This window comes from Hydrogenophaga sp. (genome assembly GCF_035481345.1).
Classification (GTDB): Bacteria; Pseudomonadota; Gammaproteobacteria; order Burkholderiales; family Burkholderiaceae_C; genus Hydrogenophaga.
On sequence record NZ_DATIGV010000115.1, the window covers coordinates 1 to 14,464 of the forward strand.

At 68.8% G+C, this 14,464-nt stretch carries 16 protein-coding genes and 1 pseudogene; 13 read left to right on the forward strand and 4 right to left on the reverse strand.

Annotated elements, in window-relative coordinates; genetic code table 11:
- Nucleotides 1–759 (forward strand): SprT family zinc-dependent metalloprotease (locus VLG41_RS12660; RefSeq protein ID WP_325349763.1); only part of this gene is annotated, 759 nt, incomplete at its 5' end.
- Here the strand turns inward: VLG41_RS12660 and VLG41_RS12665 are convergent.
- On the reverse strand, nucleotides 746–1,813 hold the full coding sequence (locus tag VLG41_RS12665) for an MBL fold metallo-hydrolase (protein WP_325349764.1): 1,068 nt from the start codon (nucleotides 1,811–1,813) through the stop codon (nucleotides 746–748). The two genes, VLG41_RS12660 and VLG41_RS12665, sit on opposite strands and share 14 nt — an antisense overlap.
- Before the next feature lie 117 nt (nucleotides 1,814–1,930).
- Here VLG41_RS12665 and VLG41_RS12670 point away from each other — a divergent pair, with 117 nt between their 5' ends.
- The 10 genes from VLG41_RS12670 (at nucleotide 1,931) to VLG41_RS12715 (ending at nucleotide 10,953) form a co-directional block, all read left to right on the forward strand.
- Nucleotides 1,931–2,335 carry a MerR family transcriptional regulator gene (locus tag VLG41_RS12670; protein ID WP_291020909.1) on the forward strand — a complete coding sequence of 135 codons (405 nt, stop codon included), beginning with the start codon at nucleotides 1,931–1,933 and terminating at the stop codon, nucleotides 2,333–2,335.
- An 89-nt stretch (nucleotides 2,336–2,424) separates the two neighbouring features.
- A complete protein-coding gene (locus VLG41_RS12675; RefSeq protein WP_325349765.1) occupies nucleotides 2,425–2,883 on the forward strand; it encodes a PaaI family thioesterase in 459 nt (152 codons plus the stop codon).
- Between the two features lie 30 nt (nucleotides 2,884–2,913).
- Entirely contained in the window at nucleotides 2,914–4,095 is a 1,182-nt protein-coding gene (locus VLG41_RS12680; protein WP_325349766.1) for an isovaleryl-CoA dehydrogenase, read from the forward strand.
- 37 nt (nucleotides 4,096–4,132) lie between these two features.
- Complete coding sequence (can, locus tag VLG41_RS12685) at nucleotides 4,133–4,789, forward strand: carbonate dehydratase (protein ID WP_325349767.1); 657 nt, start codon at nucleotides 4,133–4,135, stop codon at nucleotides 4,787–4,789.
- A gap of 30 nt (nucleotides 4,790–4,819) precedes the next feature.
- The gene (locus tag VLG41_RS12690) at nucleotides 4,820–6,001 is read left to right on the forward strand and encodes an acetyl-CoA C-acyltransferase (protein ID WP_325349768.1); all 1,182 of its coding nucleotides are present in this window, start codon (nucleotides 4,820–4,822) and stop codon (nucleotides 5,999–6,001) included.
- Nucleotides 6,002–6,011: 10 nt separating this feature from the next.
- Nucleotides 6,012–6,680 (forward strand): SDR family oxidoreductase, encoded by a 669-nt coding sequence (locus tag VLG41_RS12695; RefSeq protein ID WP_325349769.1) that lies wholly within the window; start codon nucleotides 6,012–6,014, stop codon nucleotides 6,678–6,680.
- Nucleotides 6,681–6,693: 13 nt separating this feature from the next.
- Nucleotides 6,694–6,831, forward strand: a complete 138-nt coding sequence (locus tag VLG41_RS12700; RefSeq protein WP_325349770.1) for a hypothetical protein — start codon at nucleotides 6,694–6,696, stop codon at nucleotides 6,829–6,831.
- 1 nt (nucleotide 6,832) lies between these two features.
- A complete protein-coding gene (locus tag VLG41_RS12705; RefSeq protein WP_325349771.1) occupies nucleotides 6,833–7,963 on the forward strand; it encodes an acyl-CoA dehydrogenase family protein in 1,131 nt (376 codons plus the stop codon).
- Between the two features lie 22 nt (nucleotides 7,964–7,985).
- Nucleotides 7,986–9,476 carry a Trk system potassium transporter TrkA gene (trkA, locus tag VLG41_RS12710; protein ID WP_414652492.1) on the forward strand — a complete coding sequence of 497 codons (1,491 nt, stop codon included), beginning with the start codon at nucleotides 7,986–7,988 and terminating at the stop codon, nucleotides 9,474–9,476.
- Nucleotides 9,477–9,489: 13 nt separating this feature from the next.
- Nucleotides 9,490–10,953: a TrkH family potassium uptake protein gene (locus VLG41_RS12715; RefSeq protein WP_325349773.1), complete on the forward strand. Its 1,464-nt coding sequence runs from the start codon at nucleotides 9,490–9,492 to the stop codon at nucleotides 10,951–10,953.
- A gap of 101 nt (nucleotides 10,954–11,054) precedes the next feature.
- On the opposite strand, the gene VLG41_RS12720 is transcribed toward VLG41_RS12715, so the two are convergent.
- Complete coding sequence (locus VLG41_RS12720; RefSeq protein ID WP_325349774.1) at nucleotides 11,055–11,759, reverse strand: glutathione binding-like protein; 705 nt, start codon at nucleotides 11,757–11,759, stop codon at nucleotides 11,055–11,057.
- Nucleotides 11,760–11,857: 98 nt separating this feature from the next.
- Here VLG41_RS12720 and VLG41_RS12725 point away from each other — a divergent pair, with 98 nt between their 5' ends.
- Entirely contained in the window at nucleotides 11,858–12,256 is a 399-nt protein-coding gene (locus VLG41_RS12725; protein WP_325349775.1) for a YchJ family protein, read from the forward strand.
- A complete protein-coding gene (locus tag VLG41_RS12730) occupies nucleotides 12,256–12,897 on the forward strand; it encodes an HAD family phosphatase (protein ID WP_325349776.1) in 642 nt (213 codons plus the stop codon). Before VLG41_RS12725 ends, VLG41_RS12730 begins: the two co-directional genes overlap by 1 nt.
- Nucleotides 12,898–12,918: 21 nt before the next feature.
- On the opposite strand, the gene VLG41_RS12735 is transcribed toward VLG41_RS12730, so the two are convergent.
- Both VLG41_RS12735 and VLG41_RS12740 read right to left on the reverse strand, forming a co-directional pair.
- Nucleotides 12,919–14,241, reverse strand: a complete 1,323-nt coding sequence (locus tag VLG41_RS12735; protein ID WP_325349777.1) for a type II toxin-antitoxin system HipA family toxin — start codon at nucleotides 14,239–14,241, stop codon at nucleotides 12,919–12,921.
- A pseudogene (locus VLG41_RS12740) lies at nucleotides 14,231–14,464 on the reverse strand (XRE family transcriptional regulator); the annotation flags it as partial. The gene VLG41_RS12735 and the pseudogene VLG41_RS12740, both read right to left, overlap by 11 nt.

A 14,464-nucleotide genomic window follows, 5' to 3' on the forward strand; every position in this document is an offset into this window, starting at 1 on the left:
TTCCAGCCCGGCACCTGGCACCACCCGCGCACCAACCGCCTGGTGCGCCTGCGCGGCTGCGAGGTCGGCTACGAATTCCTGCGCGGCAAGCGCCGCACCATCGGCCTGAGCGTGGGCACCGAAGGCCTGAGCGTGCGCGCGCCGCGCTGGAGCACGCTGGGCGACGTCGAGGCCGTGCTGCAGGAAAAAGCCGGCTGGGTGCTCGACAAGCTGGCCGAGGCGCGCGAGCGCGCCGAGCGCCAGGCCAGTTCGCGCATCCGCTGGGCCGACGGCGTTCAACTGCCGCTGCTCGGCGAGCCCGCGCGCCTGCTGCTGGACCCGGCGCACGGCTTCTCTGGGCGCGGTGGCGCCTTCGATGCCGCCACGCGCACGCTGCGCATCGGCTTGCCGCACCACGCCAACGAGGCGCAGATCCGCGACGCCGCGCAGGCCTGGCTCATGCGCCACGCCCGCGCGGTGTTCACGCAGCGGCTCGACCTCTTCGCGCCGCGCCTGGGCGTGCAGTGGACGAAGCTGAGCCTGTCCAACGCCGACACGCGCTGGGGCAGCGCCAGCGCCGACGGCCGCATCCGCCTCAACTGGCGGCTCATCCACCTGTCGATGGACATGATCGACTACGTGGTGGTGCACGAACTGAGCCACCTGCACCACATGGACCACAGCCCGCGCTTCTGGGACGTGGTCGCCAGCGTGATGCCCGACCACGCCGCGCGCCGCCGCGCGCTCAAGGACGCGGCGCTGCCCCTCAGCGAAGGCTGAAGCGCCAGACCCCGTCCTCGCCGCGCACGCGGGCCAGCGTGCCCGCGTGCCACAGCCGGTTCAGGTGGGCCACCGCCTCGCCCATGGCGAAGGTGGTCTGGTGCAGATCCAGCTGGCGCTGGAACAGCACCGGCAGGGCCTCGTAGGCGCTCAAGGGCTTGTCGCGGCAAGCGGTCACCACCTCGGCCAGGCGCTCTTCATGGTGCGCGTGCAGTTGGGCGATGCGCTCGTGCAGCCCGGTGAAGGGTCGCCCGTGCGAAGGCAGCACCAGGGTCGACTCGGGCAGCGGCAGGAACTTGTCGATCGAATCGAGAAAGAGCTTGAGCGAGTCGGCCTCGGGCTCCTGCTCGTACACGCTCACGTTGGTGGAGATGCGCGGCAGCACCATGTCGCCGCTGATGAGCACGCCCAGGGTCTCGCACCACAGGGCGATGTGCTCGGGTGCGTGGCCGTAGCCGCTGATGCAGCGCCAGTCGTGCCCGCCGATGGGCACCACCATCCCGTCGAGCAGGCGGCGCGACTGCGCCGGCACGGCCGGCACCAGGCTGGGGTAGTAGCCGGCGCGCGCCCGCACCTTGGCCACGGCCTCGGGATCCGTCAGGCCGTGGCTCGCGAAATAGGCGGCGGCCGCGTCGCCGCCAAAGCCGGTGGTGGTCTGTGTGCCCAGGCGGGCCATCACGTAGTCGGTGGCGCTGATCCACATACGGCAGTTCCACTTTTCGCACAACCAGTGCGCCAGGCCGATGTGGTCCGGGTGCATGTGCGTGACGATCACACGCAGCACGGGAAGGCCGTCCAGTTCGTTCGCGAACACCTGCTCCCACTGCGCCTTGGCTTCGTCGCGCGCGATGCAGCAATCGACCACCGTCCAGCCCTCGCGGCCGTCCAGCGTGTCGCGCAGCAGCCAAAGGTTGATGTGGTCCAGGGCGAAGGGCAGGGTCATGCGGATCCACTTCACGCCGGGCGCCACTTCCAGGGCGCGGCCGGGCTCGGGCATGGCGGTCCCCAGCGGGTAGTGCAGGCGGGCTTCGAGCTGGTCGCGGGTGGGGCTCATGGCGTGGGGGGATGTTTTCAGTAAGATGCGCGCGCTTTGACGTTGACGTAAACGTCAAGAAAAGGGCATTCTACGGAGCCGCTGCCTCATTCACTGTCCGTCACCCGACACCGGTTCATGGCCACCAATCCCACCTACACCATCAGCGACCTGGCGCGCGAGTTCGACCTGACCACGCGCGCCATCCGCTTCTACGAAGACGTGGGCCTGTTGCAGCCGCTGCGCGAGGGGCCGGGTGGGCGCAACCGCGTCTACAGCGCGCGCGACCGCACGCGGCTCAAGCTCACGCTGCGCGCCAAGCGCCTGGGCCTCTCGCTCACCGAGGCGCGCGACATCATCGACATGTACGACAGCCCGCGCGACACTGGGCCGCAGCTGCGCAAATTCCTCGCCGTGCTGGCCGAGCACCGCCGCCAGCTCGAGGAACAGATGGCCGACCTGGTGGCCAACCTCGACGAGGTCAAGACGCACGAGAAGGAAGCGCGCGCGCTGCTCAACAAGATCGAGCGCAAGGGCGCTTGAACCGGCCACGGCCTGCCCGACCATCGGTTTGACGTTTACGTAAACGTCAACCTAGAATCGCTGGCTTTTCCATCTTCCGGCCCACACCGATGAGCACCCCCTTCCAGGCCCAGGACCCGAACTTCGAGGCTCGCGTGCGCGACAGCTTTGCGCGCCAGGCGGCCATGGGCACGCTGGGTGCCGCGCTGGCCGAGGTGGCGCCGGGCCGGGTGGTCATCACACTGCCCTGGGCCGCGCACCTCACGCAGCAGCATGGCTTCCTGCACGCCGGCATGGTGTCCACCGCGCTCGACTCGGCCTGCGGCTATGCGGGCTTCTCGCTCATGCCGGCCGACGCGGCCGTGCTGACCATCGAATTCAAGATCAACCTGCTGGCCCCGGCGCAGGGCGAGTCCTTCCGCATGGTCGGCACGGTCATCAAGCCCGGGCGCACCGTCACCGTGGCCGAAGGCCAGGCCTTCGCGCTGCACGGTGGCAAGGAAAAACTCGTGGCCACCATGGGCTGCACCCTCATGACCGTGCTCGGCCGCGAGAACGTGCGCGGCTGAGCCCCACACCATCGACCCAGGAGACACCCCATGACCTCATTGCCCGGCCTGAACTTCCAGCTCGGTGACGACATCGACGCCCTGCGCGACGCCGTGCGCGACTTCGCGCAGGCCGAGATCGCGCCACGCGCGGCCGAGATCGACCGCAGCGACCAGTTCCCCATGGACCTGTGGCGCAAAATGGGCGAGCTCGGCGTGCTCGGCATCACCGTGCCCGAGGCCTATGGCGGCGCCAACATGGGCTACCTCGCGCACATGGTGGCCATGGAAGAGATCAGCCGCGCCAGCGCCTCGGTGGGTCTCTCCTACGGCGCGCACTCCAACCTCTGCGTCAACCAGATCAAGCGCAACGGCAACGACGCGCAGCGCCAGAAGTACCTGCCCAAGCTCATCAGCGGCGAACACGTGGGCGCGCTCGCCATGAGCGAGCCCGGCGCCGGCTCCGACGTGATCAGCATGAAGCTCAAGGCCGAGGACAAGGGTGGCTACTACCTGCTCAACGGCAGCAAGATGTGGATCACCAACGGCCCCGACGCCGACACGCTCGTGGTCTACGCCAAGAGCGAGCCCGAGCTCGGCGCGCGCGGCGTCACCGCCTTCCTCATCGAGAAGGGCATGAAGGGTTTTTCCATCGCGCAAAAGCTCGACAAGCTGGGCATGCGCGGCAGCCACACCGGCGAGCTGGTCTTCCAGAACGTCGAGGTGCCGGCCGAGAACATCCTGGGCGGCCTCAACAACGGCGCCAAGGTGCTGATGAGCGGGCTCGACTACGAGCGCGCCGTGCTCACCGGCGGGCCGCTGGGCATCATGCAGGCGGTGATGGACAACGTGGTGCCCTACATCCACGACCGCAAGCAATTCGGCCAGAGCATCGGCGAGTTCCAGCTCATCCAGGGCAAGGTGGCCGACATGTACACCGTGCTGCAGGCCGCGCGCAGCTTTGCCTACACCGTGGCCAAGAACCTGGACATGCTGGGCAGCGAGCACGTGCGCCAGGTACGCAAGGACTGCGCCTCGGTGATCCTGTGGACCGCCGAGAAGGCCACCTGGATGGCCGGCGAGGGCGTGCAGATCTTCGGCGGCAACGGCTACATCAACGACTACCCGCTGGGCCGCCTCTGGCGCGACGCCAAGCTCTACGAGATCGGTGCCGGCACCAGCGAGATCCGCCGCATGTTGATCGGCCGCGAGCTGTTCGCGGAAACCATGTGAATAGCCCCGGCTCGCCGACCCCACGACAATGGCTCCCATGAGCGACAACCTTCAACACCTCCTGGACCACAACCGGCGCTGGGCAGCCCAGATCGAGGCGGAACGCCCCGGCTTCTTCACCAAGCTCTCGCAGCAGCAGAGCCCGCGCTACATGTGGATCGGCTGCTCCGACAGCCGCGTGCCCGCGAACCAGATCACCGGCCTGGACCCGGGCGAGGTGTTCGTGCACCGCAACGTGGCCAACGTGGTCGTGCCCACCGACCTCAACTGCCTGTCTACCGTGCAGTTCGCGGTCGACGTGCTCAAGGTGGAGCACCTGATGGTGGTCGGCCACTACGGCTGCGGTGGCGTGCTCGCCGCTCTGCGCGACACCCGCGTGGGCCTGGCGGACAACTGGCTGCGCCACATCAAGGACGTGCGCGACAAGCACATCGGCCTGTTGGGCGCCTTGCCCGAGGCGCAGCGCCATGACGCGCTGTGCGAACTCAACGTCATCGAACAGGTGATGAACACCGTGCAGACCACGGTGGTGCAGGACGCCTGGGACCGCGGTCAGGCGGTCACCCTGCACGGCTGGGTCTATGGCCTCAAGGACGGCTTGCTGCAGGACCTCTTCATGACCGTGCGCGGCAACGCCGACGTCGACAAGGCCTACCGCAAGGCCGTGGCCGAAGTCGGCATGCGCCAGCGCTGAACCCGAACCCCTCGAACCAGGAGCACACCCATGTCCGATTCCATCGTCATCCTCGGCGCCGCGCGCACGCCCATGGGCGCCTTTCAGGGCGACTTCTCTGCGCTGGCCGCGCACGACCTCGGCGGCGCCGCCATCAAGGCCGCCCTTGAACGCAGTGGCGTCGATCCGAAAAGCGTCGACGAGGTGCTGTTCGGCAACTGCCTGATGGCCGGCCAGGGCCAGGCGCCCGCGCGGCAAGCCGCGCTCAAGGGCGGGCTGCCGCTGTCCACCGGCGCCGTCACGCTGTCCAAGATGTGCGGCTCGGGCATGAAGGCCACCATGCTCGCGCACGACATGCTCATGGCGGGCAGTGCGCAGGTCATGGTCTCTGGCGGCATGGAGAGCATGACCAACGCGCCGTACCTGCTGCAGAAGGGCCGCGGCGGCTACCGCATGGGCCACGACAAGATCTTCGACCACATGATGCTCGACGGCCTGGAAGACGCCTACGAGCCCGGCCGCAGCATGGGCACCTTCGGCGAAGACTGCGCCGCCAAGTACCAGTTCACGCGCGAGCAGCAGGACGCCTTTGCCACCGCCTCGGTGTCGCGCGCCAAGGCCGCCACCGACAGTGGCGCCTTCGCCAAAGAGATCACCCCCGTCACCGTGAAGGACCGCAGCGGCGAGCGCGTGGTCTCCATCGACGAAGGCCCGGGCAAGATCAAGCTCGACAAGATCCCCGCGCTCAAGCCCGCCTTCAAGAAGGACGGCACCATCACCGCCGCCTCCAGCTCCTCCATCAACGACGGCGCGGCCGCGCTGGTGCTGGCCAAGGACTCCACCGCGAAAAAACTGGGCGCCAAACCGATCGCTCGCATCGTGGGCCACACCACGCACGCGCAGGAACCCAACTGGTTCACCACCGCCCCCGTGTACGCCACGCAGAAGCTGCTGGCCGCCACCGGCTGGAAGGTGGAAGACGTCGACCTGTGGGAGGTGAACGAGGCCTTCGCCGTGGTGCCCATGGCGCTGATGGCCGAACTCAAGGTGTCGCACGACAGGCTCAACGTCAACGGCGGCGCCTGCGCCCTGGGCCACCCCATCGGCGCCAGCGGCGCGCGCATCCTGGTCACGCTGATCCACGCGCTGCAGGCGCGCGGTGGCAAGAAGGGCATCGCCACGCTGTGCATCGGCGGCGGCGAAGCCACCGCCATGGCGATAGAACTGGTCTGATCGGCGCACCGTGGCCACGGTCCTCGTCATCGGCGCCTCGCGCGGCATCGGCCTCGAATTCGTGGGCCAGTACCGGGAGGCCGGTGATCGGGTGATCGCCACCGCGCGCGACGACGCGGGCCTTGCGCGCCTGCGCGACCTCGGCGCCGAGGCCTTGCGCGTCGACGTGGCCGACCCCGCCAGCGTGAGTGGCCTGGCCTGGCAGCTCGATGGCGAGAAGCTCGACGTGGCTCTGTACGTGGCCGGCGTGTTCCCGCAGGGCAGCGCCGCGTCGCCGCCCACGCGCGAGGCCTTCGACCACGCCATGCACGCCAACCTGCTGGGCGCCATGCAGGTGATCCCGCAGGTGGCGCCGCTGGTGGAGGCCGCGCGCGGCCGCTTCGCCTTTCTCTCCAGTGCCATGGCGCAGATCGCCGGCGTGTCCGACAGCCGAGGCTGGGTGTACCGCGCCAGCAAGGCCGCGCTGAACATGGCGGTGGCCGCGGCCCAGCACGACTACCCCGAGGCCATCCTCGTCGCCATCTCGCCCGGCTGGGTGCAGACCGACATGGGCGGCGCCTCGGCCCCGCTCACGCCCGAGCGCAGCGTGGCCGACATGCGCCGCACGATCGCGCGCCTGACACCCCGCGACGGCGGTGCCTTCATCGACCACGACGGCCGGCCCTTCGAGGGCTGGTGAACCGGGGCGCGACATGATCCAGACCCTCGAGCAGTTGCGCAGCCTCTACGCCGCACCGGGCGAGCGCGCGCAGCGCAAGCAGCTGGCCGAGGCGACGCGTGAGGGCTGCCTCGCGCAACGTGCCCAGGAACGAATTCCGCAGAAGGACTGACATGCTGCTGACCGCCGACCAGGAAGCCATTCGCGAGGCCGTGCGCGCCTTCGCCCAGGCCGAGCTCTGGCCCCACGCGGCGAAGTGGGACAAGGAACACCACTTCCCGAAAGACGCGCACCGCGGCCTCGCCGAGCTCGGCGCCTATGGCATCTGCGTGCCCGAGTCGCTGGGCGGCGCCGGCCTGGACTACGTGACCCTGGCCGTGGTGCTGGAAGAGATCGCCGCGGGCGACGGCGGCACGAGCACCGCCATCAGCGTCACCAACTGCCCCGTCAACGCCATCCTCATGCGCTATGGCAATTCGCAGCAGCAGGAGCGCTGGCTGCGTCCGCTCGCGGCGGGGCAGATGCTGGGCGTCTTCTGCCTTACCGAGCCGCACGTGGGCTCCGACGCCTCCGCCTTGCGAACCACCGCGGTGAAGCAGGGCGGCGACTACGTGCTCAACGGCGTCAAGCAATTCATCACCAGCGGCCAGAACGGCCAGCTCGCGATCGTGATCGCGGTGACCGACAAGGCCGCGGGCAAGCGCGGCATGAGTGCCTTCGTGGTGCCCACCGACACGCCGGGCTACGTGGTCGCGCGGCTGGAAGACAAGGTGGGCCAGCACAGCAGCGACACTGCGCAGATCAACTTCGAGAACTGCCGCATCCCGGCCGAGAACCTCATTGGCGAGGAGGGCGAGGGCTACAAGATCGCCTTGTCGGCCCTGGAAGGCGGGCGCATCGGCATCGCCGCGCAAAGCATCGGCATGGCACGCAGCGCCTTCGAGTGCGCGCTCGCTTACGCCAGGCAGCGCGAGAGCTTCGGCCAGCCCATCTTCAACCACCAGGCGGTGGGCTTTCGCCTGGCCGAGATGGCCACGCAGATCGAAGCGGCGCGCTCGCTCACCCACCGCGCGGCGGCGCTGCGCGACGCGGGGCGGGCCTGCCTGAAGGAAGCCGCCATGGCCAAGCTCTTCGCCAGCGAAATGGCGGAGAAGGTCTGCAGCGACGCCATCCAGGTCCACGGCGGCTACGGCTACGTGAACGACTTCCCCGTCGAGCGCATCTGGCGCGACGTGCGCGTGTGCCAGATCTACGAAGGCACCTCCGACGTGCAGAAGATCCTGATCCAGCGCGCGCTGGCCTGAACGAAAGACACGCCTCGCGGGCGTGTCTGATCGAGGATGCCGCGGATCCGGCTTCGCCGGTCCGCAGGCATCGCCCCCTGGGGGTGACGCCGCAGGCGGCGCGGCGGGTACCATTTGCCACATGAACATCATCATCCTCGGGGCCGGCCGTGTGGGTGAGAGCGTCGCCGAGAGCCTGGTCTCCGAGCAGAACGACATCACCGTCATCGACCTCGACCCGACGCGCCTGCGCGCGCTGGAGGACAAGCTCGACCTGCGCGGCGTGGTCGGCAATGGCATCCAGCCCTCGGTGCTGCGCGACGCCGGCGCCAAGGACGCGGACATGGTCATCGCCTGCGCCGCGATGGACGAGACCAACCTGGTGACCTGCAAGGTGGCGCACGACGTCTTCAACGTCCCCACGACCATCGCCCGCCTTCGCTCCCCCGAGTTCTCCGAAGGCGACGAACTGCTCTCGCAGACCGGCTTTTCCGTCAACCATGTGCTGTGCCCCGAAGAATCGGTCACGCGCTACATCCGCCAGCTCATCAGCTACCCCGAGGCCCTGCAGGTGCTGGAGTTCGCCGATGGCCGCGCCAGCCTGATCGCGGTGCGCGCCAACCACGGCGGCGCACTCGTGGGGCACACCATCGGCGAGTTCCGCGAGCGCTATACGCGCTGCGAGATGCGCGTGGTCGCGCTCTACCGGCTCGACACCGAAATGGAGGCCACGCCCTCCACGCGCATCCTTGCGGGCGACGAGATCTTCGTGCTCGCCGACACCGACAAGATCCGCGAGGTGCTCTCGGCCATCCACAACATCGACAAACCCGTGCAGCGCGTGATGATCGCCGGCGGGGGCAAGGTGGGCCTGCGCCTGGCGCGCAGCCTGGCCGGCCAGTGCGAGGTGAAGCTGCTCGAACGCGACAAGAAGCGCTGCGAGTACCTGGCGAGCCAGTTGCCCTCCAGCACGCTGATCCTGCAGGGCGACGGCGCCGACGAGGACTTGCTGGACGAGGAGAACGTCGGGCAGATGGACATGTTCCTCGCGCTCACCAGCGACGACGAGGACAACATCATGTCCGCCATGCTGGCCAAGCGCCTGGGCGCGCGCCGCGTCATGGCGCTCATCAACCGCCGCGCCTACGCCGACATGATGCAAGGCAGCACCATCGACATCGCCATCTCGCCCGCGCAGGCGGTCATCGGCGAACTGCTCACGCACATCCGCCGAGGCGACGTGGCGGCCGTGCACAGCCTGCGCCGCGGTGCGGCCGAGGCCTTCGAGGGCATCGCGCGGGGCGACGTGAAGACGAGCAAGCTCGTGGGCCGCCGCATCGAGGAGTTGAAGCTGCCCAAGGGCGCGCGCATCGGGGCGCTGGTGCGTGGCGAGGGTCGAAACTCGGCGGTGTTGATGCCGCACCACGACCTGCTGATCGAAGACGGCGACCACCTCATCCTCTTCATTCCCCACAAGCGCCTGGTGCGCGAGGTGGAAAAGCTGTTCCAGGTGAGCGCCACCTTCTTCGGCTGAGCGCCGGGCCCCCATGCAAACCCTCTGGCTGCCGGTCCTCTCCGTCTTCTCCCGCGTGCTGCTGGCCTTCTCGCCGGCCTTTCTGGTGCCCATGGCCTGGGCCTGGTTCCTCGACCAGGAGCACCACGTACTGATCTGGGCCTTCGGCTTCGCGGCGGCCGTGCTCAGCGGCTGGCTGCTGTCGCTGGCCACCCGCCACCACCGCCGCGAACTGCTGCCGCGCGACGGCTTTCTGCTGGTGAACCTGGTCTGGCTGGTGCTGCCGGTCTATGCGGCCGGGCCGCTCTACTACGCGGTGCCCGAGCTGAGCCTGAGCAAGGCCTACTTCGAGGCCATGAGCGCGCTCACCGCCACCGGCGCCACCGCCATCTCGGGGCTGGACCTGTTGCCCGTGTCCATCAACGTCTGGCGCTGCTTCCTGCAGCTCATCGGTGGCCTGGGCATCATGCTGCTGGTGGTGGCCATCCTGCCCTTGCTGGGTCTGGGCGGCATGCAGCTCTACCGGGCCGAAACGCCGGGCCCGATGAAAGACACCAAGTTCACCCCGCGCATCGCCGAAACCGCGCGCGGGCTGTGGGGGGTGTACGCGGTGTTCTCCGTCGCCTGCATGTTGGCGTACCGCTGGGCCGGCATGAGCTGGGCCGACGCCTTCATGCACATGTGCACCACCATGGGCCTGGGCGGGCTCTCGCCCTACGACGCGAGCATCGGCCATTTCGATTCCGCGCGGGTGGAGTGGGTGGCCACGGCCTTCATGACCATGGCCGGCATCAGCTTTCTGCGCTACTTCGTGATGATCAAGCGCCGCTCGCTGCGCCCCATCATTGGCGACCGCGAGATCCGCACCTACCTGGTGGTGCTCGCCGCGGCCATTGCCGTGGTGACGCTGCTGCTGCTGATTCACGGCGTGTACGCGGATGTCGGCACGGCCTTGCGCAGCGCGGCTTTCCACGTGGTGTCGGTCGGCACCACCACCGGCTATGCGTCGGCCGACTACGCGCAGTGGCCGGTGTTCGCGCCGGTGCTGCTCATCTTCCTGGGCTGCTTCGCCTCCTGCGCGGGGTCCACGGGCGGCGGCATCAAGATGGTCCGCATGGTGCTGCTGATCAAGCAGGCGCGGCGCGAGCTGGTGCGCATCATCCACCCGCGCGTGGTCAACCCGGTCACGCTGGCCGGCGGCGTCGTGCCGCCGCAGGTGATGAACGCGGTGCTGGGCTTCATGCTCATCTACGGCGCCGCCACCGTGGGCCTGACCATGCTGCTGCTGCTGAGCGGCCTGGACGTCGTCACCGCTTTCTCGGCCGTGATCGCCACCGTCAACAACATCGGCCCCGGCCTGGGTCTGGTGGGGCCGTCCAGCAACTACAGCGTGCTCAACGACGGCCAGATCTGGGTGTTGAGCTTTGCGATGCTGCTGGGCCGGCTGGAGCTGTTGACGGTTTTCGTGCTCTTCACCGGGCACTTCTGGAGGAAGTAGGGAGACCCCCCTGCGCCGCTGCGCGGCATCCCCCCTGGGAGGGGGGACGACACCGAAGGCCCGGCGGAGCCGGTTCCTTGGTGTCACTGGATCAAGTCACTTCAATCGCGGGCGGGAATGGTCAGGCCGCGCTGCACGGCCGGGCGCGCGACGAAGGTGTCGAGCACGCGCTGGACTTCGGGGAAGTCGCTGAAGCCGACGATCTCGCCGGCGCCGTAGAAGCCCACGAGGTTGCGCACCCAGGGGAACACCGCGATGTCGGCGATGGTGTATTCCTTGCCCATGATCCAGCGCCGGCCCTTGAGGTGCTGGTTCAGCACGGCCAGCAGGCGCTTGCTCTCGTTCACGTAGCGGTCGCGCGGGCGCTTGTCCTCGAAGTCCTTGCCGGCGAACTTGTGGAAGAAGCCGAGCTGGCCGAACATGGGACCGATCCCGCCCATCTGGAACATCAGCCACTGCAGGGTCTCGTAGCGCTCGCTGGTGCCGGTGGGCAGCAACTGACCCGTCTTGCTGGCCAGGTAGACCAGGATGGCGCCCGATTCCCACAGCGCGATGGGTTTGCCATCGGGGCCGTTCGGGTCGATGACCGCGGGGATCTTGTTGTTCGGGTTGAGCGACAGGAACTCGGGCGAGAACTGGTCGTTGGTGTCGAAGCGCACCAGGTGCGGCTCATAGGGCAGGCCGGTTTCTTCCAGCGCGATGGACACCTTCACGCCGTTGGGCGTGGGCAGCGAGTAGAGCTGCAGCCGGTCGGGGTGACGCGCGGGCCATTTCTTGGTGATGGGGAAGCTGTCGAGGGCGCTCATGGGTTCTCCTTCTGGTTGGCGCGCATTGTGCGGCCACGCCCCGCGTGGCCCCAGGGTTTGCAGGGACATCGATAATCCGTTCTCTCTTGCGACCACCGATGCCCACTCCCACCAGCGAGCCTTGCCCCTGCGGGCGCGGCCCGGCCTTCGCGGCCTGCTGCGGCCGCTACAGCGGCACGGCCACCCCCGCCCCCGACGCCGAATCCCTCATGCGCTCGCGCTACAGCGCGTTCGTGCGCGGCGATGCGGCGCACCTGCTGGCCACCTGGCACGCCAGCACGCGGCCAACCTCGCTCGATCTCGAACCCGGCGTGAAGTGGCTCGGTCTGGAGGTGCGCGCGCACCGCGAGATCGACCCGGACCACGCCGAGGTGGAGTTTGTCGCGCGTTCGCGCGCCGCCGGGCGCGCCACCCGCCTGCACGAGCGCAGCCGATTCGTGCGCGAGGGCGGGCAGTGGTTCTACGTGGATGGCGATTTTCCGGACAAGGACAAGTGATGGGCTTCGAGGCCGTTCTGTTTGATTGCGATGGCGTGCTGGTCGACAGCGAGCCCATCACCAATGGCGTGCTGCGCGAGGCGCTCATCGAGGCCGGCTGGGCGATCTCGGCCGAAGACTGCGAGCGCCTGTTCATTGGCCGCGCGGTGCGGGATCAGCGCGCGCTCATCGAGCAGCACACCGGCCGGGCCTGGACCGAGGAGTGGCTGCAGGGCTTTTACGCGCGCCGCAACACCCGCCTCATGGCCGAGTTGCAGGCCATCGAGGGCGTGCACGACGCGGTGGCGCACCTGCACGCCTTCACGGGCGGACGCATCGCCTGCGCCTCCGGTGCGGACCGACCCAAGGTGGTGATGCAGCTCGACAAGGTCGGCCTGTCGCGCTTCTTTGGCGACGCCATCTTCAGCGGTCACGACCTGCCGCGCTCCAAGCCCGCGCCCGACGTCTACCTGGCCGCCGCCGCGCACCTGGGCGTGGACCCGAAGCGCTGCCTGGTGATCGAGGACACGGCACCCGGCGCCCAGGCCGGCCTGGCGGCCGGTGCCACGGTCTGGGGCTTTTGCACGCAAGGCCACGGCCGCGCCTTCGACGGCCTGCCGGTGGCGCGCGTGTTCCATCACATGCGCGAGCTGCGGCTCTGAAGCCGTCGCCCGGCCGGGCATTCAACGGAAGATCCTTGGCGTGCCCGTCCGGGGTTTGCGCACCGGGGTCTTGCGCGCCCGGCCTGCCGGTGGCGTGCGATGCCGCTCGCGTTGGTCCATCAGGTGTTCCGCCTCGATGAATTCCGCCAGCGTTTCGATGTCGCCGGGCGTGACCCCCAGGCTGGAGAAGTGCCCGCGCCAGCCATCCACCGCACGCACGACCTGGCTCACCACGTCGCGAGCCTGTTGCTCGTGCAGTCCGAAGTCGTTGTGCACGGAGACGGCGGCCTCCAGATCCGGGTCGACCACGTCGTCGGCGATCATGAACTCGTGCGCGACCGCGCCGGACCCCGTGGTCACGATGTCGTAGGCCGGGCTCAGGTTGATGACCGGCACGCCATTGGCCAGTTCGTGGGTCACCGCGTGGTTCTTCTCGTGGTCGTCGGTGTTGGCGATGAGGATGTTGAAGACCATGCGCCGAAACAGATCCTGCAGGTGCGCATCCAGCCGATCGACCTGCCCCATGGCGCGAAGGCGCCGGGCCAGGTGCGGATAGCCGAACGCGGGCGCTTCACCTTCGGGTGTGGCGGCGCGCAGCAGGGTGCAGGCCGAGACGCTGTGCACCCGCCCCGCAGGCGTGCGGTCGAAGCGGCGCACGGCAATGGCGTTCTCATCGGGGAGATGGATCACACGCGTATCCGCCACCTGCACGCCCGCCAGGGCGGCCAGGCGCATGCACGCATGCTCCACCAGCGGCTGGTCCCAGGCTTCACCGTCAAAGAACTTCACCACCCATTCCTGGCCGTCGATGGCGATCACCGCTTTGGGCTTGGCCCCGCCAAGGCTGCCGCCGGCACCGATGAGCGCACGCCGTTGCTCGCCCAGTTCGCCTTCGCCGCTCTGGATGATGGCCGCTGCCTCGGCCAGGGAGGGGACATCACTCAGGCGCGGCAGAGACCGGTGATTGAAAGGCTGGTACGCCTCGGATGAGCCGGACACGCCGATGGCGCCGAACCGCTCGTCCCCTGCGAGGTAGAGGTGATCGCGCAGCGTGGCGCCCTTTTTGTACAGGGTGCGGATCACCTTTTCGCCCCAGCGGTCCGGGCGCGCGTCGTCCAGGGCGCCGGCGGCGGCCGGCTCACGCCCGCGGCGGTGCCGAGGCGCGTAGCTCATGTCGCGCAGCGGCATGTCTTCGCTGAGGGCGAAGCCGTGCTCGAGCCACGGCGGCGCATACCTCAGGCTGGCATCGCCGTTGCTCAGCCGGCCGATCTCGCCGATCAGGCGCGGTTGACCGGGGTCGCCCAGGTACCAGGCGAACAGCCGCTCGGGCGTCTCAACCGCCATGGCCCGGCCCCTTGGTGGTCCGCGTGTCGGCCGCCTTGCGGGCCCGGCGGGCGCGCTGGCGGCCCAGTTGGATGGCTTCGTCCACGTCTTGCTCCATGGCCTCGCGGTCGAATTCGGGGGCCGCCAGGCGCGCCAGTTCGCTGTCGCGACCGATCAGCCACAGGGCCTGGGCGTACGCGCCCAGCGAGACGGTCGGGTCCCCGTTTTCCATCTTGACCAGGGT

What these genes read in the sequence shown, in the direction of transcription:
- VLG41_RS12670 (WP_291020909.1), top strand. Translation starts at nt 1,931, where the DNA reads ATGGCCACCAATCCCACCTACACCATCAGCGACCTGGCGCGCGAGTTC.
- VLG41_RS12700 (WP_325349770.1), top strand. Translation starts at nt 6,694, where the DNA reads ATGATCCAGACCCTCGAGCAGTTGCGCAGCCTCTACGCCGCACCGGGC.
- VLG41_RS12715 (WP_325349773.1), top strand. Translation starts at nt 9,490, where the DNA reads ATGCAAACCCTCTGGCTGCCGGTCCTCTCCGTCTTCTCCCGCGTGCTG.
- can (WP_325349767.1), top strand. Translation starts at nt 4,133, where the DNA reads ATGAGCGACAACCTTCAACACCTCCTGGACCACAACCGGCGCTGGGCA.
- VLG41_RS12665 (WP_325349764.1), bottom strand. Translation starts at nt 1,813, where the DNA reads ATGAGCCCCACCCGCGACCAGCTCGAAGCCCGCCTGCACTACCCGCTG.
- VLG41_RS12690 (WP_325349768.1), top strand. Translation starts at nt 4,820, where the DNA reads ATGTCCGATTCCATCGTCATCCTCGGCGCCGCGCGCACGCCCATGGGC.
- VLG41_RS12720 (WP_325349774.1), bottom strand. Translation starts at nt 11,759, where the DNA reads ATGAGCGCCCTCGACAGCTTCCCCATCACCAAGAAATGGCCCGCGCGT.
- VLG41_RS12730 (WP_325349776.1), top strand. Translation starts at nt 12,256, where the DNA reads ATGGGCTTCGAGGCCGTTCTGTTTGATTGCGATGGCGTGCTGGTCGAC.
- VLG41_RS12680 (WP_325349766.1), top strand. Translation starts at nt 2,914, where the DNA reads ATGACCTCATTGCCCGGCCTGAACTTCCAGCTCGGTGACGACATCGAC.
- VLG41_RS12675 (WP_325349765.1), top strand. Translation starts at nt 2,425, where the DNA reads ATGAGCACCCCCTTCCAGGCCCAGGACCCGAACTTCGAGGCTCGCGTG.
- VLG41_RS12735 (WP_325349777.1), bottom strand. Translation starts at nt 14,241, where the DNA reads ATGGCGGTTGAGACGCCCGAGCGGCTGTTCGCCTGGTACCTGGGCGAC.
- VLG41_RS12725 (WP_325349775.1), top strand. Translation starts at nt 11,858, where the DNA reads ATGCCCACTCCCACCAGCGAGCCTTGCCCCTGCGGGCGCGGCCCGGCC.
- VLG41_RS12705 (WP_325349771.1), top strand. Translation starts at nt 6,833, where the DNA reads ATGCTGCTGACCGCCGACCAGGAAGCCATTCGCGAGGCCGTGCGCGCC.